This is a genomic window from Rhodanobacter ginsenosidimutans, assembly GCF_042655685.1.
Lineage (GTDB): Bacteria > Pseudomonadota > Gammaproteobacteria > Xanthomonadales > Rhodanobacteraceae > Rhodanobacter > Rhodanobacter ginsenosidimutans.
In genome coordinates this window covers 1,718,847-1,742,241 of the sequence record NZ_JBHSMM010000001.1, presented here as the reverse complement: position 1 = coordinate 1,742,241, position 23,395 = coordinate 1,718,847, and the positions used below count along the sequence as shown (strand labels likewise).

Here is a 23,395-nt window from a genome sequence, read left to right as displayed (position 1 = left end):
CTTTCCAGCACTCCCATGACTTGGGCGACGCCGGCCAGCCGGCACGCCATCTGTAGTGCCAACCCGAGAAAGGAGTTATCGATGATCAAGCGCACGCTTCCCCTACTGATTGGACTGTCGGTTTGCAGTGTGGCCCTGGCGCAGGATCCACCTGTCACTACCCAGTCGCAGACAACCACCACCCAGACCACTACCAGTGCATCCACCTGGAGCACCGAGCCCCCCGCGGGCGCGTTGAGCGAGGAGGCCATCAAGACCGCGGTCGCCAACGCGGGCTACAAGGAGGTCAAGGACCTGGAATTCAAGGATGGCGTGTGGCGCAGCGAGGCGCGCGGCGGCAACAAGCAATGGGTGGAGATCGCGGTGGGTCCGGAGACAGGCAGGGTCTACGTCAGCGACGCGCCGTCCAAACTCAACGAGGACGAGGTGAAAGCCAAGCTGGCCGCCGCGGGCTATGAAAAAGTCCACGACGTGGAATACGAACACGGCCTGTGGAGCGCTGACGCCTCCACCCACCACGGCACCGCCGTCGATCTGCTGGTCGATCCGGGTGATGGCAGCATCGTGGCCAAATCGCGCGACTGACATCGCGTCACCCGCAAAAAAGAAAGCCCGGCGCAGCATGGCCGGGCTTTCCTGCATCACGTCGACGGCTACGGTGATTCCGTTGCCGTCAAGGTTGTACGCCTCAGCGCAATTGCAGCATCACGATCGACTTGGCCGGCAGCGCGACCTTCAATTGGTCACCCTGCACGCGCGCGCCGTTGAAGGCCGCCGGCTTCACCGCGTTGGGCTGGTCGAAGGTGTTGCGCGAGGTGATCTTCGGCGCGGTGAGGATCTGCCCGCTGACACCCTTCGCCTGCAGGCCTTGCACCTTCACCTGAACCTGCGCGGCGCGAGCCGGGTCGAGGTTGGTCAACGCCACGTAGACATGGCCGTCCTTCGCCCGCACCGCGGAGCCGTGCACCTCGGGTACCGAAATACCGTCGAGCGTGTACTTCGGCGTGTCGAGCTGCAACGGCAGTTCGGTGGCGTCCTGGTACGGCAGGTACATGGCGAACACGTGGTACGTGGGCGTCAGCAGCATGCGCGGGCCGTCGGTGAGGATCATCGCCTGCAGCACGTTGATCATCTGCGCGATGTTGGCCATCCGCACGCGATCGGCATGGTGGGTGAAGATGTCCAGCGTCAACGAGGCAACCAGCGCATCACGCAGCGTGTTCTGCTGCTGCAGGAAGCCGGGGTTGGTGCCCGGGAGCGGCGCATACCAGGTGCCCCACTCGTCCACCACCAAGGCTACTTTCTTTTCCGGATCGTACTTGTCCATCACCGCGCTGTGGCGGGTGATCAGGTCATCCATCCGCAGTGCTTCGGACAAGGTCTGGATCCAGCCCTTGTTGTCGAAATCGGTGGACGACTGGCTCGGAGGCCAGCCACCGGCCACGGTGTAGAAATGCATGCTGAGGCCGTCCATCAGCTTGCCGGCCTCGCGCATCATCACCTCGGTCCAGTGATAGTCGTCACCGTTGGCGCCGGGCGCGATCTTCAACATGGTCTCGCCGGCGGGCACTTTCACGAACGTCTGGTAGCGCCGGTACAGATCCGCCGCGTACTCCGCGCGCATGTTGCCGCCGCAACCCCACAACTCATTGCCGATACCGAACAGCGGCACTTTCCAGGGCTTTTCGCGGCCGTTGGCGACGCGCTCCTGGGCCAGTGTCGATTTGCCGGTGGCGGTCATGTACTCGGCCCACTGCGCCATCTCCTCAGGCGGCGCGTTTCCCACGTTGCCGGCCACATAAGCCTCGCTGCCGATAAGCTCCACGAAGTTCATGAACTCGTGCGTGCCGAACGCATTCGACTCGGTCACGCCACCCCAGTTGGTGTTGACGCTGGTCGGGCGCTTGCTCTTGGGGCCCACGCCGTCGCGCCAGTGGTATTCATCCGCGAAACAACCGCCGGGCCAGCGCACGTTGGGTACATGCAGGGCCTTCAGCGCCTTGATCACATCGTTGCGATAGCCGTCCGTATTCGGGATGGACGAATCCGGCCCGACCCATAGGCCGCCATAGATGCCCGTGCCCAGGTGTTCCGCGAACTGACCGAACAGATGGCGCGAGACCACGGCGCCGGGCTTGCCGGCCTCGAGGCTGCCGCTCACGGATACGTCGGCGGCCAGTGCCTGGCCCATCCCCAGTGTCATCAGGACGGACAGCGAAAAAAGGTGCCAGCGTCGTGCAGGTTTTTGTGGCATTGCAGATATCCCCGTTGAGTCGATGCGACGGCGGCACCGGCCAAAAAAAACCGACGATGGAAGGCGTCGCTCCGCCTGTCCATGCCGACCGTTCCCACTGAGCGTAACCCGCGACGCGGGCAAAGTCGAAGCACCGCGGGAGCACGCACAGATCCGTTGCATCACGCCCGCGGCGGCCCTTCGGGGCCGGTCACCGCCGTCGCGCGCGGGCGTGGGCCGTCGCTCAATCCTGCAGCAGATCCAGATCGCGCACGGCACCCTTGTCGGCGCTGGTCACCAGCTTGGCGTACGCCTTCAGCGCGGCGCTGACCTTGCGCTTGCGCGGCAATGCCGGTCGCCAGCCCTTCGCCGCCTGGGCCGCACGCCGGCGTTCCAGTTCCTCGTCGCTGACCTCGAAACGCACGATGCGGTTGGGGATGTCGATCACGATGGTGTCGCCAGTCTGCACCAGGCCGATGTTGCCGCCCTCGGCCGCTTCGGGCGACACATGGCCAATCGACAACCCGGCGGTGCCGCCGGAGAAACGGCCGTCGGTGATCAGGGCGCAAGCCTTGCCCAGTCCCTTGGATTTCAGGTAGCTGGTCGGGTACAGCATCTCCTGCATGCCCGGTCCGCCGCGCGGGCCTTCGTAGCGGATGACGACGACGTCGCCGGCTTTCACAAAACCGCTGAGGATGGCCGCCACCGCCGCATCCTGGCTTTCGAGCACCACCGCAGGGCCGCTGAAGGCGAGGATGCTCTTGTCGACGCCGGCGGTTTTCACGATGCAGCCGCGCTCGGCGAGGTTGCCGTAGAGCACCGCCAGGCCGCCATCCTGGCTGTAGGCGAATTCACGCGAACGGATGCAGCCGGACTCGCGGTCGGTATCCAGCGCGTCGTAGCGGCAGCTCTGCGAAAACGCGGTCTGGGTGCGGATGCCCGCCGGGCCGGCACGAAAAAACTCCTGCACCGCGGCATCGTTCGTGCGCGCCACATCCCACGTTTCCAGCGCCTCGGCCAGCGACGGGCTGTGCACCGTGGGGACGGATGTATCGATCAGACCCGCGCGATCCATCTCGCCCAGGATCGCCATCACGCCACCGGCGCGATGCACGTCCTCCAGGTGGTAACTGCTCGACGGTGCCACCTTGCACAGGTTGGGTACCTTGCGCGAGAGCCGGTCGATATCGCTCATGGTGAAGTCGACGCCGCCCTCCTGCGCCGCCGCCAGTAGGTGCAGCACGGTGTTGGTCGAGCCGCCCATCGCGATATCCAGCGACATCGCATTCACGAACGCGGCCTTGCTGGCGATATTGCGCGGCAACGCGCGTTCGTCATCCGTTTCGTAATAGCGGCGGGCCAGCTCCACAATCGTGCGACCGGCCTTGCGGAACAGCTGTTCGCGATCGGCATGCGTGGCCACCAGCGAACCGTTGCCCGGCAACGACAGGCCCAGTGCCTCGGTGAGGCAGTTCATCGAGTTGGCGGTGAACATGCCCGAGCAGGAACCGCAGGTGGGACAGGCGGAACTCTCGATGGCCAGCACGTCGGCGTCGGACACGCTGTCGTCGGCGGCGGCCACCATCGCGTCGATCAGGTCCAGCGCGACCTCCTTGCCGGCCAGCCTGGTCTTGCCCGCTTCCATCGGACCACCGGAAACGAACACCACCGGGATGTTCAGCCGCAGCGCCGCCATCAGCATGCCGGGGGTGATCTTGTCGCAATTGGAAATGCACACCAGCGCGTCGGCGGTATGGCCGTTGCACATGTACTCCACGCTGTCGGCGATGATGTCGCGCGATGGCAGGCTGTAGAGCATGCCATCGTGGCCCATCGCGATGCCGTCATCGACGGCGATGGTGTTGAACTCCTTGCCGACGCCGCCGGCCCGCTCGATCTCCTCGATCACCAGCTGGCCCATGTCTTTCAGGTGCACATGGCCGGGCACGAACTGGGTGAACGAGTTGGCCACCGCGATGATCGGCTTCTGGAAGTCGCCATCCTTCATGCCGGTGGCGCGCCAGAGCGCGCGGGCGCCGGCCATGTTGCGGCCGGCGGTGCTGGTGCGGGAACGGTAGGCGGGCATGAAACTTCCCCTGATGGCGATGGCTGCTGGGCGAACGCCCATTCTGCTTGGCGACCTCCATACCGTCCAATACAATACGTGGAGTCCAGCCATACGACATACGAATAGTGGAACTGCGCCAGCTTCGCTACTTTGCCGCCATCGTCGAGGAAGGCGGCTTCTCCCGCGCCGCCGAACGGCTGCATGTATCGCAACCACCGCTGTCGACCCAGATCCGGAATCTGGAGAACGAGCTGGGCGTGCAGCTGCTGGAACGCAGCAATCGCGGCGTGATGCTGACCACTGCCGGCGCCGTGTTCTACGACGAAGTGCAGGCAGTGCTGGCGCGGCTGGAACATGCCCGGGTGAAGACGGTGCAGACCGAGCGCGGCGACATCGGCATGCTCTCGATCGGCTTCGTGTCGATCGCCGATTACGGCATCCTGCCGCCGGCGCTGAAAAGCTTCCGCACCCGCTTTCCGATGGTGGAAGTGCAGTTGCACGAGTTGACGACGGATGCACAGATCCGCGAATTGCGCGCGGCGCGGCTCGACCTGGGCATCGCCCTGGCGCCCGTCAACGAGCCGGACCTGGCGTTCAAGGGCGTGATGCGCGAGGAGCTGGTGCTCGCCGCACCCGCCGACGCCCCCGCAGCGAAAGGCGACGGGCCGATCAGCCTGCGCAGCCTGTCGAAGGCCAGCTTCATCGTACCGCCACGCGAGGTCGCCTCCGGCCTGTACGACCTCACCATCAGCCATTGCCACGCCTCCGGCTTCGCCCCGCAGATCACCCAGCACGCGCGCCAGATGCAGACGGTGATCGGGCTGGTGTCCAGCGGCATGGGCTTTGCGCTGGTGCCTTCATCGGTGCGCAACCTGCAGCGCCCGGGCGTGCGCTATCGGCCGCTGCGCGGCAAGCCGGCCTTCATCGAGCTGGGCATCCTGCGCCTGCGAAACGCAACCAACCCGCTGGCCGAAAACTTCATCGCGGCGCTGCGCACCGCGGCCGCGGAACGGCGGCCCCGCAAGCCGGCCGGATGAGCTCCCCGGGCCATGCCGTGGCCTGCCGCGCACCGATCCGCCCCTCATTGCCAGCGTGAGCGGAAGTCGGCACGATCCGTACTCATCGGGCTGACCAAACGCTGGCTGGTTTCATGGCGGACGCGTCCTTTCTGTCGGGTGGCGGAGAAATGGGGGCGCTGATGCGCGCCCATGACTGGTCGCAGCACCCGCTGGGCCCGCCGGAAAGCTGGCCGCAGGCCTTGCGCACCTCCCTGCGGTCGATGCTCAACTCGCGCCACCAGATGTGCGTGTTCTGGGGCAGCGAGGCCTTCTGGTTCTACAACGACGCTTACCGGGGAACGCTCACGGTCGAGCGCCATCCGTCGTCGCTGGGCAAGCCGGGACGGCAGGTGTGGGCCGAGATCTGGGACGACATCGGCGCGCAGATCGCGCAGGTGATGCGCGGCGGCAGCGCCACCTGGCACGAAAACCAGCACCTGGTGATGCACCGCGACGGCCGCGACGAGGACACCTACTGGACCTACAGCTACAGCCCGATCGACGACGAAACCGCCGCCAGCGGCGTCGGCGGCGTGCTGGTGGTATGCACGGAAACCACCGAGCAAGTGCTGGTGTCCCGGCGCGCGATGGAGGAACGCCAGCACCTGGCCGAGCTGTTCGAACAGACGCCCTCGTTCATGGCCATGCTGCGCGGGCCCGACCACGTGTTCGAGCTGGCCAATCCCAGCTACCTGCGACTCGTCGGTGGCCGTCCGCTGCTGGGACGCGCCGTGGCCGAAGCCCTCCCCGACGCGGCCAGCCAGGGCTTCGTGGGCCTGCTGGACCTCGTTTACGCCAGCGGTCAGTCGTATGTGGCCACGGCCACGCCGTTCGCCATGCAGCCGGCGCCGGAAGCGCCGGTGAGCCAGCGCTATCTCGATTTCGTCTATCAACCGATCAAGAACGACGCCGGCAAGGTGACCGGCATCTTCGTCGAGGGCACCGACGTCACCGAACGGGCGCTGGCGGAGAAAGCCCTGCGCGCCAGCGAAATCAGGCTGCGCGCGATCAACAGCGACCTGGAGCAACAGGTGGCGCAGCGCATCCACGGGCGGGCACGCACGTGGCAGCTCAGCACCGACATCATGGGCGTGCTCAACGCCGAGGGCGTTTTCGAGCTTTCCAACCCGGCCTGGCAGCGCATCCTGGGTTGGCCCGAGCAAATCATTGCGTCCACGCCGTTCTTCGACTTCGTGCATCCGGACGATCTGGAGCGCACCCGGCTGGCGTACGCCCGCGGCATCGAACTGGGCGAGCCCGCGCTGAGCTTCGAGAACCGCTATCGCCATGCCGAGGGCGGCTACCGCTGGCTGTCGTGGGTGGCCATCCCCGAGGACGGCAAGATCTACTGCAGCGCGCGCGACATCACCGCCGAGAAGGAAGCGGCCGAATCGCTGGCGCGCACCGAAGCGGCCCTGCGCCAGGCGCAGAAGATGGAAGCCGTGGGCCAGCTCACCGGCGGCCTCGCGCACGACTTCAACAACCTGCTCGGCGGCATCATGGGCGCGCTGGAGGTCGCCCAAATGAAGCTGGAGCAAGGCAAGGTCGAGGATGTTCCGCGCCTGCTCTCGCTGGGCGAAACCGCGGTGAACCGCGCCGCTTCGCTCACCCAGCGCTTGCTGGCTTTCTCACGGCAGCAGACGCTGGACCCGCGCTCCACCGACATCAACCGTCTGGTGGCCGGCATGGAGGAACTGATCCGCCGCACCATTGGCCCCTCGGTGCAACTGGAGGTGATCGAGGCGGACGCGCTGTGGCCTTGCCGGGTCGATCCGCCGCAGCTGGAGAACGCGCTGCTCAACCTGTGCATCAACGCCCGCGACGCGATGCCCGACGGCGGGCACCTCATGATCGAAACCGCCAACCGCGCGCTCGACGATCCGGCCGCGGCAGCCGCGTTCGATCTCCAGCCCGGGCGATACGTCTCGCTGTCGGTTGCCGACACCGGCAGCGGCATGAGCGCCGACGTGATCGCGCGCGCGTTCGATCCCTTCTTCACCACCAAGCCGATCGGCCAGGGCACCGGCCTGGGCCTGTCGATGATCTACGGCTTCGCCAGGCAATCCGGCGGCCAGGTGCGGATCCATTCCGAACCCGGCAAGGGCTCGGTGTTCACCATCTACCTGCCACGCCATCACGAGGCGCCGCAGGAGGTGGAGCCCACGCGGCCCGCACGCTTGCCGCAGGCCACCCGGCAACGCGAGACGATCCTGGTGGTCGAGGACGAGCCGTCGATCCGCGAACTGGTCTGCGAGCTGCTGAGGGAGTCGGGCTTCCGCACCTTGCATGCCGCCGACGGCAGCGCCGGGCTGCGCATCCTGCAGTCGGAGACGGACATCGACCTGCTGATCACCGACGTCGGCCTTCCCGGCCTCATGAATGGTCGGCAGATGGCCGACGCCGCCCGCATCGTCCGCCCCGGTCTGAAAGTCCTGTTCGTGACGGGCTACGCCGAGCACTCCGTCGTGGGCGATGGCCACCTGGAACCGGGAATGCACCTGCTCACCAAACCGTTCTCGCTGGACGTGCTGCGACAAAAGATCCACGACATCCTGTCCGTGTAATGCCCACGGTGCCCACCGCCGGAAGCGGGCTATAGAATGAAACGTTCAATCCGCGGAACAGGAGCGCGACCTGGTCGTTCGCCGCACGCCGATGCGGCTCACAATCGCCGCAGCATCGCCCCGGCATCGCGCGTCGAACTGGCCCGCGCCACCGGCAAGGTGGCCGCGCACTTTCATTCCGAATACCTGAAAAGGATTTCACCATTATCGCGGATGAAGTACGCCGCCATGCCCATGAGCCCAGGATCGAATCGGCGAGCCTCGCCGCCGCGCTCGATGGCACCAGCGCCTGGGCGGTGGGTCGTTGCAAGGGGAGTGGCTCATAGCGCGCCGGCGCTTCAACCCACGGCGGGTGGCGGTCCGTATGGAACGACGCGTTCCATGCAGCCTCCCCCGGCCTGTCGATGACGTCTTTCTCCCATCCTGCCCTGTGGATCCATGCGCACCCTGATCACCGACAACCTGCGCTTCGCTGCCCGCAACATCCGCTGGATCGGTGGCTGCTTCCTGCTGACCCTGTTCTCCTCGTTCGGCCAGACATTCTTCGTGGGGCTGTCGGGCAACGACTTGCGCGAGCAGTTCGATCTGTCCGGTGGCGAGTTCGGCGGCCTGTACATGGCCGCGACCTTGATGAGTGCGATCACCCTGCCCTGGCTCGGCCGCACCCTGGACCTGATGCCGGGATGGAAGGTCGCGCGTTTCACCATCCCGTGTCTGGCCGGCGCCTGCGTGTTGCTGGCACTGGCTCCGCATCTCGCCGTGGTGGCGCTGGCGCTCTATCTGCTGCGCCTGTTCGGCCAGGGCATGATGACCGAGATCGCCTTTACCGAAACCGGCCGCTGGTTCGTGGCCAACCGGGGCCGCGCGATGGCGCTGGTGGTGCTTGGTGTGCAGGTGGGCTCGGCGTTGCTGCCGGTGGCGGTGGTGCTGTTGCGGGACGTGGGTGGCTGGCGGTTGCCATGGATCGCTTCGGCCATCGTGTTGATGCTGGTCGGCTATCCATCGGTGCTCCGGCTGCTAGCCACCGAGCGCGTACCGCATTCGACCGAATACCAGGCGGACGGCGCGCGAATGACACGCGACTGGACGCGCGCCGAAGTGATCCGTGACCCCATCTTCTACCTGTTGCTGAGCGGTGTGCTGGCACCGCCCTTCATCGGCACCACGATCTTCTTTCATCAGGGCTACCTGATTGCACTGCGTGGTTACGACGCGCTGGTTTTCGCGGCCGCCTTCCCCGTGATGGCGGTGACAACCGTGGTGTTCGGCCTGATATGCGGTCAACTCGTCGACCGGCTCGGCGCGCTGCGGTTGCTGCCGTTCTTCCTGATCCCGCTGGCCGTCGCCTCGGCAGCGGTTGGCCTGCTGACGCCGGTCTGGGGCATCTACCTTTTCATGTTTCTGCTCGGCATCAGCAGCGGCTTCACCCAGACGCTGCTGGGGGCGCTGTGGCCGGAGGTCTACGGCGCCGCCAACCTCGGCGGCATCCGCGCGATCATCGTGTCGGCCATGGTGCTGTCCACGGCACTGGGGCCTGGCATCAGCGGCGCCTTCATCGATCTGGGCATGGCGCTGCCGACGCAGATGCTATGGATGGCCGGCTGGTGCGTGGTCGCCTCGTTCGGCCTTGCGGCGGCGTCCCGCGCCGTCGTGGCGCGGCAATGAGTTACTGCACCACGCCGACCTCCAGGCTGCGCGCGTCGCTGCGGCCGTGGTCGTCCACCACGCGCAATTGATACGTGCCTGCCTGCACCGGCTGCCATGTCAACGCATGCGCGGGCGTGGCGCGGCCGATATAGGCGTCGTTGACGAACCAGTACAGCGCACGCACGTCGGCGTCACTGGTGGCCGCGAGCACCACGGCATTGCCCTCGGGACGATCCAGCCGCAGCGCGTAGGACGCCCCGCGCAACGGTGAGGTGATCGCCGGCGGATCGCCTTGCGCCTGGCCCGCGTTGGCACAGGCGGGATTGTGCGGCGGCTTGCGGATCGGGATGCCGGCACGGGCGAACACCGCGGCCAGATCCGAAGGCCAGTACTGGAACACCTCGGTGCGTGTCGACCCGCCGGCATACGGCGGACACGCCGGCAGGCCGCTGGCGTTGTCGATCACCACCGGTCGATACACATTGCCCACCCTGATCGGGGATACGCCGGGGATGAACCAGGTCTCGCCGGTCGCCGGGCACCAGCGGCTGGGCAGCATGCCGGTGGCCAGGCACACGCGCACGCGCTTCAGGCCGTCGGGCAACGAGCGTGATGGCGGGCGTAGCTGCGGATGGCCGGCCAGCAGTGCGTCGTGGATGCGGAAGAACAATGGCGCGGCCGCATCGATGCCCACGAACGCCGGGTTCGGCGTGCTGTCGAAATTGCCCACCCACACCACCAGCACGTACGGGCCGAAACCGCCCGCCGTCCAGGCGTCGTGGAACGCCCACGAGGTGCCGGTCTTCCAGAACACCGGCGCGGCAGCGGGCCGGCTGCCGAACGTGGTGCCCGGGCGCGGGTTCTGCTCCAGCATGTCGGTGACGATGAAGCTGGCCGCCTCGCTCAGCAGCCGCTTGCCCGGTACCGCTGGCACGTCCTGACGCAGGCGCAACGGTTTCAGCACACCGCGGTTGGCCAGCAGCGCATACATGCGCGCCAGGTCCTGCATGGTCACGTCGCCGCCGCCCAGCACCAACGCCAGGCCGTAGTGCTGCTCGCTGGCCAGGTTCTGCACGCCAGCCTGGCTCAGGAAGCCGTACAGGTCCGGATCGCGCAGTTGCGCATCGACCCATACAGCGGGAATGTTGCGGCTGTGGATCAGCGCCTGGGTGGCCGTCACCGGCCCAAGGAAACGCCCGTCGAAATTTTCCGGCGTATACGGCCCGAACGAGCTGGGCACGTCGCGCAACACGGTCTGTGGCCCCAGCACACCCTGATCCAGCCCCAGCCCGTAGATGAAGGGTTTCAGGGTGGAACCGGGCGAACGCGACGCCAGCGTGCCGTTGACCTGGCCGTGGATGTCCTTGTTGAAGTAATCGACCGAACCCACCAGCGCCTTGACGTCCATGCTGCGGGTGTCGACCAGCATGGCGCTGGCGTTGCGTACGCCCACGCCAGCCATGTGCTTCACGTAATCGCGCACCTGCCGCTCCAGCAATTGCTGCAGGCCGAGGTCGATGGTGCTGCGCACCTGCGACGGCAGCGGCTCGCCCCGCGCGTTCGCGCCGGCAATCAACTGATCGACCGCGTGCGGCGCCTCGAACGGCAGCTGCGCGATGGTGTGCAACGCCAACGGCATGCGGAAGACCGCGCGCCACCTGGCGTCATCCGGATGCCTGCGCAGCCAGCGCTGGAACAGCCGGTCGCGTGCGGCGGCAAGACGCGGCGCCACCACGGTGACGTCAGGGCCGTGGCGCGCGTCGAGCCGGCGCGACGGATCCTGCGGAATCACCGCCAGCGTCAGCGCCTCGGGCAGGCTCAACCGGGCGGCGGACTTCTCGAAATACACCAGGCTGGCCGCGCCGACGCCCTGGATATTGCCGCCGTAAGGCGCGCTGTTGAGATACGCCGCCAGGATGTCCTTCTTCGAATGGAACAGCTCCAGCCGCAGCGCCAGCGCCACCTGATGCAGCTTGCCCAGCGGCGTGCGCGTATCCAGCCGATACAGCAGCCGGGCAAGTTGCATGGTGATGGTGGAACCGCCTTGCGGATGTCCGTGGCGCACGTAGGTGATCCACGCCCCGCGCAGCAGCCCCCATGGATTGAAGCCCGGATGCCACCAGTACCACTGATCCTCGTGCATCAAGGTGGCGTCGATGAGCTGCGGGGAAATATCCGCCAACGGTGTCCACAGTCGGTATTGGTCGTCGCTGGCCAGGGTCAGCCGCAGCAGGCGGCCGGTGTCGTCATGGATGGCGGTCGATCGCGGCAACGCATCGCGCAGCGACGGATGCGGCCACAGCCGGCAGCCGATCAGGATCGCCGCGATCAGCCCCAGCGCCGCCAGCACGTTCTGCCAGCGGCGCAACCAGCGCCCGGCTCCGGCGCGCGCGGCACTTGCCCACTCCATGCGCACGCGCCCTCAGCTCACTTCGGTCGCACCACGGTCAGCACGCCGGCGGCAGGCGCTTCGGCCTGCACGCTGGGCCGGTACATGGCCGAGGCATAGGCCGGCGGAATCCGGAAGCTGCCCGCATTGGTGGCGCGGATGCGGTACACGAATTCGCGCACGTCCGACGATACCGAACCGTAGATCACCACCCGATCCTCGCGCACGTCGGCGTGATCGGCGTGCCAGCTGGAGCTGTCCAGGCCCAGCGGCGACGTCCATTGCGCCTGCGCGCTCTCGTCGTCGGCATATTCGCCGTCATCCGAGGTGTCGGTGTTTGCGGGCGGCGGCGTGCGCAGCACGGGGTCGAAGCCGCCGGGCAGCAGATCCACCACGGCAATGTCGTCCAGCTCCTCGTCGCCGATGGCGCGAACCTTCACGTGCACGTCGATCTCCTGCCCCACGGTGATCTTGTCCAACGGCCGTCCCTTGTCGTCGGTGTAATCGCGCACGATTTCCAGGCCCTGCTTGATCGCCTTGGCCGGCGCCTGGCGGTCGTAGCCGCTCTGGGTCAGCACGCCCCACGCGCTTTGCGTGCTGTGATTGACGAAGCGCAGCTTGGCCGTCGCCGCATCCCACGTTTGCGCCTGCAGCAGGTGGCCTTGCGCCTTGCCGATGGATGTCACCGCGCCACCCGTGCCGACCGCCTCGATGGAAAGCTTGGCGAGGTTGCCCGGCTCCATGCCGGCGTAACTGTCCAGCGCCAGGATCGTCATCGCCGACGACAGCGTGTTGTAGTCGTTCCGTTGCAGCGGCCAGGCGATGTTCTCGAACACCTGTGGCGGCAGTACCTTGGCCTGCGCCGGGAATTGCCGCGACACGATGTACAGCACGCTGGCATCGCGCACCGCGGGGCTGTAGTACTCGGCGAATTCGAAGCTGTCGCTGTCCGGCTTGCCGCGTTCCAGCACCTTGATCGGCCCGGCGATCAGCTTGTCGGCTTCATCGTCCTGTTGCAGCAACTTGTACGACGCGGCCAGCCAGGCGGCGGCCAGATCGCTGCGCCACTGCTTCGCGTACAACACCTCCAGACGCTGCTGCACGGCGGCGATCTGGTTGGTGGTGACGTTGCCCTGCACGGTCAGCAGGTAGATCGCGTAGGCGCGGTCGCGCAGTTGCGCCAGCGAGGTGAGGCTGTCGTCTGCCGCCAGTTCGCGCAGGTAGGCATTGCCGTTGTCGAGCACGTTCTGCGGTACCGCCACGCCACGCTCGCGTGCCTCCAGCAGGAAGTTCATCGCGTAGGCAGAGACGAACGGCAGCGAGGTCGGCGTGGCCGACCACAGGCCGAAACCACCGGCATCGTTCTGGCGCGTTTCCAGGGTACTGATGAAATCTCCCAGCGCCTTGGCGTTGCTGACCGGCTTGCCCTCGAACGCCGGTTGCAGCGCCTGCACGAATGCGGGTGCCGCATCCCAGTTGGCCACGATCAGGCGCGGCATCGCCGAGCTGATGATCTGCTCGGTGCAGTAGTTGGGGTAGTTGATCAGGTAGCTGGTGAGCCCGCGCGCCAGCACCACCGGCGAGGACGACAGCACCGCGTCGCGCCGCGCATACGGCGCGTACAACGCGCGCAGCGAAGCATCGTCCACCTGGCTACCCGGCTTCACCCGGGTAGTGGAGATCGAGGTGCGATACGGCACGTTCGGCCGCACCGACAGGTCGACCGTCTGCCGGGCCGCGTGCGCACCGTGGCTGGCGCTGAAGGCGAGATCGGCCGAGCCCAGCGTGTCGGTGGCCTTGACCCGGAACAGCAGCACGCCTTCGCGCATCGAGGCCAGGTCGATGTTCTGCGTGGCCGCACCGACCACCGCCAGCCCCGCGCCCGTCTTCAGCGTGACCGCCACCGGCACCGCCTGCTTGCCGATGTCGGTGAGGTTGTTGGCCACGCCCACGCTGACTTCCGCCTCGTCGCCCGGCGCCAGCGTGGTCGGCACGTTCGGCGACAACACGAAATCGCCGCGCACGGTGGTCGTGCCCTGCCAGGTGCCGATGCGGTCGGGCGACACCGCCACCGCCATCACCCGCAACGTGCCGTTGAAATCGTCCGGCACGTCATAATGGAAATCCCTGTCGCCATCGACATCGACGATACCGGACCAGTACGCCACCGGCGCCTTTTTCTTGCGGCTGAACGGGTTCAGCTGCCGCCCGATCGCCGCGTCGGCGTCGCCGCCGGTCGCCGCCGACAGCGACATCAGCTTCTCGAAGTCGGGCAGGATCAGGTCGAGGATCTGCGCGGTGGACACGCCCAGCATGCGCTTGCGGAAGAAGTATTCCAGCGGATCCTGCAATTCGTAGCGCGCCACCTGCAGGATGCCCTCGTTCACCGCGAACAGCACCACTTTCGCCGGCTGGGCCGCATGCAACTTGAACGTGGCGGTGGTGCCAGGCTTGATCAGCGCCCGCACCGCCACGTCCAGCTTGTCCAGGTGCGCCTCACGGCTCAGACGGAACGGCGCCACGCCGTAACTGAGCGGACTCATGAAAACGGCGTCGGACGACGGATCGCGCACGAACTGCACGTTGACGTAGCCGTTGCCCTCGAAACCCGCGGGAATGGTGATGTGCTGCACCGAACTGGTGGTGTCGGTACGGAACCATGCATGCGCGTAGACCTTGTCGCGCTCCAGCGTGATCAGGCCGCTGCCCACGTAGGGCGCATGGATGGCCACCTCGATGGTGTCGCCCGGCTGGTAGACACGCTTGTCCAGGGTCAGTTGCAGCTCGGCATTGCGCTCCAGCGAGCGCGACAGGTTGGCCGCACCGGCCACCGAATACTCCACCCGGTTGACCTCCTTGCCGTCATTGGCGCGCAGGATCAGCAAGGCGTAGTTGCCGGGCTTGTCGGTGGGCAAGGTGTAATCCATACCGCCGGCGGCAATCGTCAGCGGGCGTTTTTCCAGCGGTATTTCCTTGAGCCGCGACTCGTATTTGTAGACGCCCGAATACTGCTTGGTCAGCACCGATACGTATTTGCGCTCGACCAGCTGCGCCGTGAGCCCCGGCAGCGCGATCGACTTCGCCTGCGGGTCGATCGCCACCAGACGCACGCGGCGCACTGCATCGCGGTCGATGTAATCGAGGTTGTCCACGCTCTTGTAGCCCACCAGCCAGTCGTCATTGGAGACCATCGATTCGGTCGCCGCGGCCACGGCGCGGCCACCGTCCGCCTCGTAGACCTTGGCCAGCAGATGCAGCTGGTAGGTCGCGTCCTCGTAGCGCGAAAGATCCAGCGCGAACGCGGCATGGCCCTGGGCATCCGTCTGCTGATCCTGCAGCTCCTGCTGGTAGCCCTGCTTGGCGCGGCGGATGTCGTAGAAGTTCCAGCCGGACCAGCTCTTGAACGCGGGGAACGCCGGCTGCAGGCTCATCGATACCGCCACGCGCCGGTTGGCCGCGGGCGTGCCGAACAGGTTCTGCGCGTCCACCACGCCCTGCAGCTGCGCCGGTTTCACCCAGCCTTCGGTGACGGTTTGCGACAGGCTGGCGCGCACCTTCATGCGATCGGGCAGGAACTCCTTCACCTGCACCGTGGTACTGCCGATCTGCGTGTCGGCCTGGCCATCACGCATGATGTAGAGGTTCACCGTCCACGCGCCGGTGGCCGCGGTGTCGGCCGTGGTGTAGCTCAGCTCGCCGAAACCGGAGCGGTCCAGCGCCAGCGGAAACTGTTTCACCGTATTGCCGCGCGGGTCGACGATCTCCGCCTGCAGCGGAATGCCGGCGACGCTGCGCGTCCAGCTGGCCGCGCGCACGATCAGGCCGATATGCATCATCTCGCCCGGTCGATACAAGCCGCGGTCGGAGAACAGGTGGGCGGACAGCCGGCCCGGATTCGGCGCGTTGTCGGCACCGCCCACGTCGAAGCGCGAGTAATCCAGCTCCCGCCCGCTGGCACCGATCGGCAGGAACGACATGTCCGCGCCATGGGTGACCAGATACATCACCGGCCGCCGGTCGTGATCGAAGCCCGCCAGGCTGGGGAAACTCGCCATGCCGTCGGCACCGGTCGTGCGCGACAGCAAGGTTTTGCCGTTCACCGCCACCACCGCCACCGTGGCACCCGCCACCGGCTGGCCGCCGTGGATGGATTGCACGAACACATCCTGGCTGCTGTCATCGGCCTTCTTCACCAGCATGCCCAGATCGGTGACCACGATCAGGCGGCTGTCGGTGGGCGCGTCACCCATGCTGCCGGCGCTTTCATCGACGGGGTCGCAGGCCGGAATGCCCGCTGACGCCGGCGCGTTCGTCGACGTACCGGCTGCTGGCGCCAACAGTTGTTTTGCCGCCGTGCAGCGGCGGGCCGCATCGCGCTCCGCACGCTTCTCGACCGCCGGATCGTAGCCCCCCAGATGCAGGAGGAAGACGCCGCGCTTGCCGTCGGCCAGATATTTGCCCAGATCGACGCCGGTGTAGCTGGCCTTCGCCGGATCATCGTCGGACAAGGCCTGCTTGACCACGTAGCGCTCGACGATCTGGTCCTCGCTGAAGCCGTACATCAGCTGCGGGTGGCTGTAGTCGCCCTGATTGAGGCTGACCAGATGCTGCAGCTGATCGGGCAGCACGCGGCCCACCACCAGACGCATGCCCGGCAGGTTGCGCGACACCACCGAAAGGCGCTTGCTGCCGCTCATCGACAGCAGCGAGCCGGAGCCGACGAAGCGCAGCAACTGCGGATATTTCGGCACCGTGATCACCCGCGCCACCGGCTGGCCCTGCACATAGCCGCCAAAGGACTTCAGCCCCTTGTCGATCCGAACGTAGATGCGCTGGCCCGGCTGCGCGTGGAAGCCGAAACTTTGCAGCGCCTGGTAGTTCTCTTCCGTCGGCGTGGCGGTGAGCGGCAACACCTGCGATTGCCGCAGCACGTCGGTGCCGACCTGCGACACATCCCACGGATACTGACCGCCGTCACCGCTATCGGGACGACCCGACTTTTGCTTCGGCAACACCCACGCATGGACCAGCGGAACAACCTCGTCCGTGCGCACCGCGCCGGTGAAATTCAGCACCAGCACCTGCTGCGGTTCGTTCTTGTCATCGTCGACCAGGGTCGGCCTGACGTCATCGACGGTGAGGCTGTAGAGGCCGGGGATGCGTACCCGCGCGTGCAGGGCATCGCGCGTGCCGTCGCCGCCGCGCGAACTGGAGACGCCGTCATCCACGTTCACCAGCAGCAGGCCCGGATCATGCGGCAACGCCAGTTGCTGCGAGTGGATCCACGCGTGCAGCTTGTCCTTGCCGTAGGTGACGCTGAACTTGACCGGCGTGGTGGCCTTGCCGTCCGCATCAGCGTTCGACAGGCTGATGCGTTTTTCCAGCTGCGCCGGGTCCACCGGATAGTTGAAGTCCAGCTTCTGGATCACCTGCTTGGCGCTGGCGTTTTGCGGATCCTGGTAGAACTCGCCCTCGCCCAGGGTGGCGGTGAATGCCTCGGTGCTGAAATCGAAGCGGCTCTCGGCCAGGTGCACCTGCGGCGCCAGCAGCTTGGGCGCGTCCAGGCGCACCGTGTACTTCTGCCCCACCGGCCAATCGGCCGAGGGTGTGAACGTGAGGGTGCGGTCGTCCGTCCACTTCCATTGGCCCTTCACCGCGGGGCTACTGGCGATGCCGTCGGTGACGGCCTTGTCGACTTGCTCGATCGGTGCAGCCGAACCGGAGAACGTCACCACCAGCGGCTGGATGACCGGCGTGTCCTGGGTGTAATCGGTGATGGCCGGTGCCGTCACCTCGAATGTCATCTGCTGCGGACGCGGCCGATGCTGATACCACTGCCAGCCAAACCAGCCAGCCAGCGCCAGCCCGACGAAGGCCAGAGCAACGCCGCCGGAACGGCGCGGATGCCGCCGCACCACGTGCATCCAGCCCGGCGCCCCCCAACTGACATCACCCAGCAGGGGCCGCAGGCCGGCGCCAAGCATGCGGGTCAGCCAGCGCATTACACGCCAGGGCAGCATCAGCAGCCATTTCAGCAAATCCATGGTGTTTCCCCATCATCCAGAAGGCGCCGTCCGGCAGGACGGGCGTGACCACTGGTGGGGATAGTAACCGGCGATTGTGGCCAATGTGGGGACGTGCGCGGCGATCGGCGGGAAGGCGCGAACCGTGGGTGCCAGCACGGCGAGCCACCCGATTTTTGGGCAGCCGGTTGTGCCAAGCCGCCTCAAGACGGGACGCAATGAACGCGCGCCGTTCGCGCTTGTTGGATAATCGCCCGACGCCCCTGCCGCCGAAGAGCACCGAATGAACATCGAAAGTCCCAGCCCCATCGCATGGCGTTTTTCCGAGCGTGCCGGGCAGCTGCAAAGCTCGTTCATTCGCGAAATCCTGAAGATCACGCAGCAGCCGCAGATCATCTCGTTCGCTGGCGGCCTGCCCTCGCCGGCCACCTTTCCGGTCGACGCGATGAAGGCGGCATTCGACAAGGTGCTGTCCACGGCCGGCAAGACCGCGCTGCAGTACGGTCCGACGGACGGCTATCCGCCGCTGCGCCAGTGGATCGCCGAGATGCTCTCGAGGGATGGCGCCACGATCGTGCCGGAGCAGGTGCTGATGGTGTCCGGCTCGCAGCAGGCATTGGACCTGCTGGGCAAGGTGCTGATCGACGAAGGCAGTCGCGTGCTGGTAGAAACGCCGAGCTACCTGGGCGCCCTGCAGGCGTTCTCCGTGTACCGGCCCGAATTCAAATCGGTGCTGACGGACGACAACGGCCTGGTACCTTCTTCGATCCCCGCCGTCGCCGAAGGCGCACGCCTGCTGTACGCGCTGCCCAATTTCCAGAATCCGACCGGCCGCACGCTGTCCACCGCGCGTCGCGTCGAGCTGGTGGAAACCTGCGCCGGCCTCGGCCTGCCGCTGATCGAGGATGATCCGTACGGCGCGCTCTCATACAAGGGCAACCCGCTGCCGAAGATGGTGGCGATGAACCCGGCCGGCGTGATCTACATGGGCTCGTTCTCGAAAGTGCTGACGCCCGGTATCCGGCTGGGCTATGTCGTCGCCCCGTTGCCGCTGGTGCGCGTCCTGGAAAGGGCCAAGCAGGCGGCCGACCTGCACACGGCGCAACTCACCCAGATGGTGGTGCACGAGGTGGTGAAGGACGGTTTCCTCGATCGCCACATCCCCACCATCCGCGAGCTGTATGGCAACCAGTGCCAGGTGATGCTGGACGCGATGGCCGAACACTTTCCCGCCAGCGCCACCTGGACCAAGCCCGAAGGCGGCATGTTCATCTGGGCCACGCTGCCGCCGCACATCGACGCGATGGAACTGCTGGACGCCGCGATCAAGGAAAACGTGGCGTTCGTGCCCGGCGCCCCGTTCTACGCGAACGCACCGGAAACCAACACGCTGCGCCTGTCGTTCGTCACTGTGCCGCCGGAACGCATACGCCATGGCATCGCCGTTCTGGGCAAGCTGATCGCCGCACGGATGTAAGTACGAAAGACCGCGCAGCATGGCGGCGTCATATTGTTCCTTCCCCCGCTTGCGGGGGAAGGTGCCGAAGGCGGATGGGGGCGCGGCTAGCCGCGCTGCTGTTGTTCTTCACGCCGACCGAAGAGCGCCCCCATCCGCCCTGTCGGGCACCTTCCCCCGCGAGCGGGGGAAGGAATCAAGAATGATGGGCAACTGTACACGCGCCATCCACGGCGTTCGTCCGGCGGGCGGCTCGCGCCGCACAAAACGGCCATCCTACCGTTTTGTCCCCCTCTACGCAGGGGAAGCGAAAGCGGAGCCTCCGATTCTTCCACGACCTCTCAGCGGCTATCCCTTGGTGCGACGCGCCCCCTTGGGCTTGGCACCGCCACCGGCTTGATCCAACAGCAGCGCCCCGGCGATGACGCCGAACAGACGATCCGCGCGCGACGCCAGCGCGGGCTGATCGCCGAGCCACGCCAGCGCCGCCACCAACGCAAACAGGTCCGCCCCATCGATATCGGCCCGTGCCACGCCTTCCGCTTGTGCGCGAGCGAGCAACCTTGCGCCGGCTGCCTTCATGCTTACGCACGACGCATGGAGCGCCGAGTCCTCGTCATCGATGGCAGCGACCATCGATGCCACCACGTCGCGGTAATCGTTGGCCAGCGTGACCACGTCGCGCAGCCACGTCACCAGTGCGTCGCCCGGCGAAGCTGACGTTTCGCGTTCGATGGCCTTCGTCGTCAGGCCATCGAAGCTTTCGCGCAACAAGGCCTCAAGCAACGACTCGCGCGTGGGGAAGTGCCGGTAAAGCGTGCCGAGCCCGACGCCGGCCCTTCGCGCCACGTCGCGCAGCGACGCGCCGGCGCCCTGCTCGACGACGACGCCGCGCGCAACGGTGAGCAGGTCCTCGTAGTTCTTCCTGGCATCAGCTCGCATGATGGCCTCTTGATAAACGGAGCATTGCTCCGCATAATCGGAACACCGCTCCGTTAATTATAGAAGGACAGGCTGATGCCGACAAACACGATGAAAGCGATCCGGCTGCACACCTTCGGCGGCCCCGACGTATTGCGTTACGAAGACGCGCCGCCGCCCGGAGTGAAGCCTGGCGAAGTGCTCATCCGCGTGCACGCGGTGGGCGTCAATCCACCCGACTGGTATTTGCGCGAGGGGTACGCCAGCTTGCCGCCGGAATGGCGGCCGCCAATGTACCTGCCCATCATTCCGGGGACGGATGTGTCGGGCGTGGTCGCCGCGCTTGCCGATGACGTCGCCAATTTCGCCATCGGTGACGAGGTGTATTCGATGGTCCGCTTTCCCGAAGGCCTTGCCGGGGACAGCAAAGCCTACGCCGAGTATGTCGCGGTGCCCTCGGCGGAAGTCGCACGCAAGCCCGCCGGGATCGATCACGTGCACGCCGCCGGCGCACCGATGTCCCTGCTCACCGCCTGGCAGTTCATGATCGAACTGGGCCACGACGCTCCCAACCCGCTTCAGCCGCACGCGCACCAGCCGGTGCCGCTGGCAGGCAGGACCGTGCTGGTCAACGGCGCCGCCGGCGGCGTGGGTCATTTCGCCGTGCAACTGGCCAGGTGGAAAGGAGCGCGGGTGATCGCCGTGGCGTCCGGCAGGCATGAGGCGTTCCTGCGCGACCTGGGCGCGGACGAATTCATCGATTACACGAAGACGGCGCCCGAAGAGGTGGTTCGCGACGTCGACCTGGTCGTTGACGCCGTGGGTGGACCGGGCGCGGCGCGCTTCCTGCGCACGCTCAAGCGTGGTGGCGCGTTGTTCCCGATCTTTCCGCTGGGCTTCGCTGGTGCGGACGAGGCCGGCAAGCTGGGCGTCACCGTGTCCGCAACGCAAGTCCGCTCAAGCGGCGCCCAACTGGCGGAACTCGGCGAGCTGCTCGACGCCGGGACGGTACGCGTCGCGGTCGACAGCACGTTCGCCCTGGCGGATGCGCGCAAGGCGCACGAACGGGCGGCCCACGGGCATATCCAGGGAAAGATCGTGCTCACGGTCCGCTGAGGGAGCTCGTCATGACCACCCTCAAGGACGCCATCGAAGACCTTCTCAACAATCGCCAGCTGACGGCCGCCGAAGCGGTCGACCGGCACTTCGGTCCCGATTTCCGCCAGCGCACGAACGGGACATGGGACGACCGGGCCACTTTCCTCGCCCGCATCAACCATTTCCGGGACGTGGTCGCGCACGCCACGATCACCGTTTTGGACGAACTTGGTGATGCCGACCGCTACGCCGAACGCCATGTCATCGACCTGCTCGAGCGCGACGGCGGGCGAATCCGGCAAGAGGTCTACGTGTTTGCGACACGGGACCCGGACGGGCGTTTCGCACGCATCGAAGAGACGACGCTGTTGCTCGAACAGCAGCAGGAGATGCCTGGATCGACTTGAAGCGATGGCATGCGGGCGTCGTTGCATCGTCGTCCTGTTCCTCACCATGCCCTTCAGGGCAGCGCACCTCGCCGGCCAATGCGCAATAGACTGCCTGCTCCGACTCCTGCCCTGATCCCCTTCGCACCCACCTGCATGACCCGGCCCGAAAAGCACAGCACGCCCCAAGTCTCGCGCAGCTCCATGATTGTGGCGGCACTGTCGACGGTGGTGGAGTGGTACGACTTCACGCTGTACCTGTATTTCGCCACGGTGCTGTCGCGGGTGTTTTTCGGGGGTGGCGAGAACTCGCTGCTGGCGACGCTGGGCGGGTTCGCCATTTCCTACGCGATGCGGCCGTTCGGCGCGATGGTGTTCGGCCATATCGGCGACCGTCTCGGGCGGCGACGCACCTTGCTGCTGTCGATGATGTTGATGACGCTGGCGATGCTGGCGACGGCGCTGCTGCCCGACTACGCGGCGATCGGGCCGGCGGCGGGCGTGTTGCTGATCCTGCTGCGTTGCCTCATGGCGTTCTCGGTGGGCGGCGAATACACCGGCGTGGTGGCCTATCTGCTGGAAGGTGCGCGGCCGGATCGCCGCGGCCTGATCACCTCGCTGGCGTCCGCCGCCAGCGAGATCGGGGCGCTGCTGGCGGTGGCGCTGTCCGCACTGACGGTAGCGCTGATGAGCGCTGCCCATCTCGACGCCTGGGGCTGGCGCATTCCGTTCTTCGTGGGCGCGGCGCTGGCCGGCTGCGTGTGGTTTGCGCGATCCACCATGCAGGAGTCACCGGATTTCCTGCGCCAGGTGCGGCAGCACACCGTGCCCGATGCGCCGCTGCGCCACACGCTCGCCCACCACAAACCCGCGCTGCTGCGCACCTTCGCCATCTCGGCGCTGGGCTCGATCACCTATTACGTGGGCATCACCTATGTACCGGCGTTCCTGACCTCGTCCGGCATCCTCGCCGAAGGCCGTTCGCTGTGGATGTCGAGCGGCGCTGCCGTGGCGGTCATCCTCGTCACACCGCTGGCTGGTGCGCTATCCGACCGGGTTGGTCGCAAGCCGGTGCTGATCGCGTTCGCCTTCGCCAGCATGCTGTTGCCGCTGGCGATGTTCGGCCTGATGGGCGGCGGCGGTGACTTGGCGATAGCGGGCGGCGCGATCGTGCTGGCCTGCCTTGCCGGCGGCGTCAGTGCCGTGGGCGCGCCGGCCACCGCCGAACAGTTTCCGGGCGAAGGCCGGCTCAGCGGCCTGGCCCTGGGTGTCACCATGGCGACAGCCATCTTCGGCGGCCTGACGCCGTTCCTCGCCGAGCTTCTGGTCCAGCAAACCGGCTGGAACGCGGTGCCCGGCGCCATGATCGCGGCGGTGGCGCTTGTCGTGCTGCCGGCCTTCCTGACCATGCCGGAGACGCGTCCGGGGTGGCATGTAACGAAAACGCACCGGGCAACGAATAGCTTGTTGAGCGACGATCAGGCCGATGGCGGCACGCGCTAGCGCACAACCACCCGCACGAGCCGTCCCGCATCGGAGCTGCCGCTCGACA

At 66.6% G+C, this 23,395-nt stretch carries 13 protein-coding genes; 8 read left to right on the top strand and 5 right to left on the bottom strand.

Features of this window, described 5'->3' with window-relative positions; translation table 11 throughout:
• Nucleotides 1-81 precede the first annotated feature (81 nt).
• Nucleotides 82-585 carry a PepSY domain-containing protein gene (locus ACFPK0_RS07635; RefSeq protein WP_056079601.1) on the top strand — a complete coding sequence of 168 codons (504 nt, stop codon included), beginning with the start codon at nt 82-84 and terminating at the stop codon, nt 583-585.
• Nucleotides 586-688: 103 nt separating this feature from the next.
• On the opposite strand, the gene ACFPK0_RS07630 is transcribed toward ACFPK0_RS07635, so the two are convergent.
• Nucleotides 689-2,203 carry an alpha-N-arabinofuranosidase gene (locus ACFPK0_RS07630; RefSeq protein WP_156458969.1) on the bottom strand — a complete coding sequence of 505 codons (1,515 nt, stop codon included), beginning with the start codon at nt 2,201-2,203 and terminating at the stop codon, nt 689-691.
• A 274-nt stretch (nt 2,204-2,477) separates the two neighbouring features.
• Nucleotides 2,478-4,319, bottom strand: a complete 1,842-nt coding sequence (ilvD, locus tag ACFPK0_RS07625) for a dihydroxy-acid dehydratase (protein WP_056080978.1) — start codon at nt 4,317-4,319, stop codon at nt 2,478-2,480.
• Between the two features lie 107 nt (nt 4,320-4,426).
• Here ilvD and ACFPK0_RS07620 point away from each other — a divergent pair, with 107 nt between their 5' ends.
• The 3 genes from ACFPK0_RS07620 to ACFPK0_RS07610 all read left to right on the top strand — a co-directional run bounded on the left by ACFPK0_RS07620 (nt 4,427) and on the right by ACFPK0_RS07610 (nt 9,588).
• Nucleotides 4,427-5,338: a LysR family transcriptional regulator gene (locus ACFPK0_RS07620; protein ID WP_377339525.1), complete on the top strand. Its 912-nt coding sequence runs from the start codon at nt 4,427-4,429 to the stop codon at nt 5,336-5,338.
• Nucleotides 5,339-5,499: 161 nt separating this feature from the next.
• A complete protein-coding gene (locus ACFPK0_RS07615) occupies nt 5,500-7,923 on the top strand; it encodes a PAS domain-containing protein (RefSeq protein ID WP_377339523.1) in 2,424 nt (807 codons plus the stop codon).
• Nucleotides 7,924-8,361: 438 nt separating this feature from the next.
• Nucleotides 8,362-9,588, top strand: a complete 1,227-nt coding sequence (locus ACFPK0_RS07610; protein ID WP_377339521.1) for an MFS transporter — start codon at nt 8,362-8,364, stop codon at nt 9,586-9,588.
• A gap of 1 nt (nt 9,589) precedes the next feature.
• Here ACFPK0_RS07610 and pbpC read toward each other — a convergent pair whose 3' ends face one another.
• Together pbpC and ACFPK0_RS07600 are read right to left on the bottom strand one after the other, a co-directional pair.
• A complete protein-coding gene (pbpC, locus tag ACFPK0_RS07605; RefSeq protein ID WP_377339519.1) occupies nt 9,590-11,980 on the bottom strand; it encodes a penicillin-binding protein 1C in 2,391 nt (796 codons plus the stop codon).
• A gap of 17 nt (nt 11,981-11,997) precedes the next feature.
• Nucleotides 11,998-18,003: an MG2 domain-containing protein gene (locus ACFPK0_RS07600; protein ID WP_377339516.1), complete on the bottom strand. Its 6,006-nt coding sequence runs from the start codon at nt 18,001-18,003 to the stop codon at nt 11,998-12,000.
• Nucleotides 18,004-18,265: 262 nt separating this feature from the next.
• Between ACFPK0_RS07600 and ACFPK0_RS07595 the strand changes: the two genes are divergently transcribed.
• Nucleotides 18,266-19,459 carry an aminotransferase-like domain-containing protein gene (locus ACFPK0_RS07595; protein ID WP_377339514.1) on the top strand — a complete coding sequence of 398 codons (1,194 nt, stop codon included), beginning with the start codon at nt 18,266-18,268 and terminating at the stop codon, nt 19,457-19,459.
• 327 nt (nt 19,460-19,786) lie between these two features.
• Here ACFPK0_RS07595 and ACFPK0_RS07590 read toward each other — a convergent pair whose 3' ends face one another.
• Nucleotides 19,787-20,380 carry a TetR/AcrR family transcriptional regulator gene (locus tag ACFPK0_RS07590; RefSeq protein ID WP_377339512.1) on the bottom strand — a complete coding sequence of 198 codons (594 nt, stop codon included), beginning with the start codon at nt 20,378-20,380 and terminating at the stop codon, nt 19,787-19,789.
• A gap of 75 nt (nt 20,381-20,455) precedes the next feature.
• On the opposite strand from ACFPK0_RS07590, the gene ACFPK0_RS07585 reads away from it, so the two are divergent.
• From ACFPK0_RS07585 to ACFPK0_RS07575, 3 genes are all read left to right on the top strand, one after another.
• Complete coding sequence (locus ACFPK0_RS07585) at nt 20,456-21,475, top strand: NADP-dependent oxidoreductase (protein WP_377339510.1); 1,020 nt, start codon at nt 20,456-20,458, stop codon at nt 21,473-21,475.
• 11 nt (nt 21,476-21,486) lie between these two features.
• Nucleotides 21,487-21,864, top strand: coding sequence for a nuclear transport factor 2 family protein (locus ACFPK0_RS07580; protein ID WP_377339508.1), 378 nt, complete (start codon nt 21,487-21,489; stop codon nt 21,862-21,864).
• Between the two features lie 135 nt (nt 21,865-21,999).
• Nucleotides 22,000-23,346, top strand: a complete 1,347-nt coding sequence (locus ACFPK0_RS07575) for an MFS transporter (protein ID WP_377339506.1) — start codon at nt 22,000-22,002, stop codon at nt 23,344-23,346.
• Nucleotides 23,347-23,395: the final 49 nt, after the last annotated feature.

Excerpts from the sequence above, each read along its gene's own strand:
- ACFPK0_RS07635 (WP_056079601.1), top strand. The coding sequence starts at position 82 with ATGATCAAGCGCACGCTTCCCCTACTGATTGGACTGTCGGTTTGCAGT.
- ACFPK0_RS07630 (WP_156458969.1), bottom strand. The coding sequence starts at position 2,203 with ATGACACTGGGGATGGGCCAGGCACTGGCCGCCGACGTATCCGTGAGC.
- ilvD (WP_056080978.1), bottom strand. The coding sequence starts at position 4,319 with ATGCCCGCCTACCGTTCCCGCACCAGCACCGCCGGCCGCAACATGGCC.
- ACFPK0_RS07615 (WP_377339523.1), top strand. The coding sequence starts at position 5,500 with ATGCGCGCCCATGACTGGTCGCAGCACCCGCTGGGCCCGCCGGAAAGC.
- ACFPK0_RS07610 (WP_377339521.1), top strand. The coding sequence starts at position 8,362 with ATGCGCACCCTGATCACCGACAACCTGCGCTTCGCTGCCCGCAACATC.
- pbpC (WP_377339519.1), bottom strand. The coding sequence starts at position 11,980 with ATGGAGTGGGCAAGTGCCGCGCGCGCCGGAGCCGGGCGCTGGTTGCGC.
- ACFPK0_RS07600 (WP_377339516.1), bottom strand. The coding sequence starts at position 18,003 with ATGGATTTGCTGAAATGGCTGCTGATGCTGCCCTGGCGTGTAATGCGC.
- ACFPK0_RS07595 (WP_377339514.1), top strand. The coding sequence starts at position 18,266 with ATGAACATCGAAAGTCCCAGCCCCATCGCATGGCGTTTTTCCGAGCGT.
- ACFPK0_RS07590 (WP_377339512.1), bottom strand. The coding sequence starts at position 20,380 with ATGCGAGCTGATGCCAGGAAGAACTACGAGGACCTGCTCACCGTTGCG.
- ACFPK0_RS07585 (WP_377339510.1), top strand. The coding sequence starts at position 20,456 with ATGCCGACAAACACGATGAAAGCGATCCGGCTGCACACCTTCGGCGGC.
- ACFPK0_RS07580 (WP_377339508.1), top strand. The coding sequence starts at position 21,487 with ATGACCACCCTCAAGGACGCCATCGAAGACCTTCTCAACAATCGCCAG.
- ACFPK0_RS07575 (WP_377339506.1), top strand. The coding sequence starts at position 22,000 with ATGACCCGGCCCGAAAAGCACAGCACGCCCCAAGTCTCGCGCAGCTCC.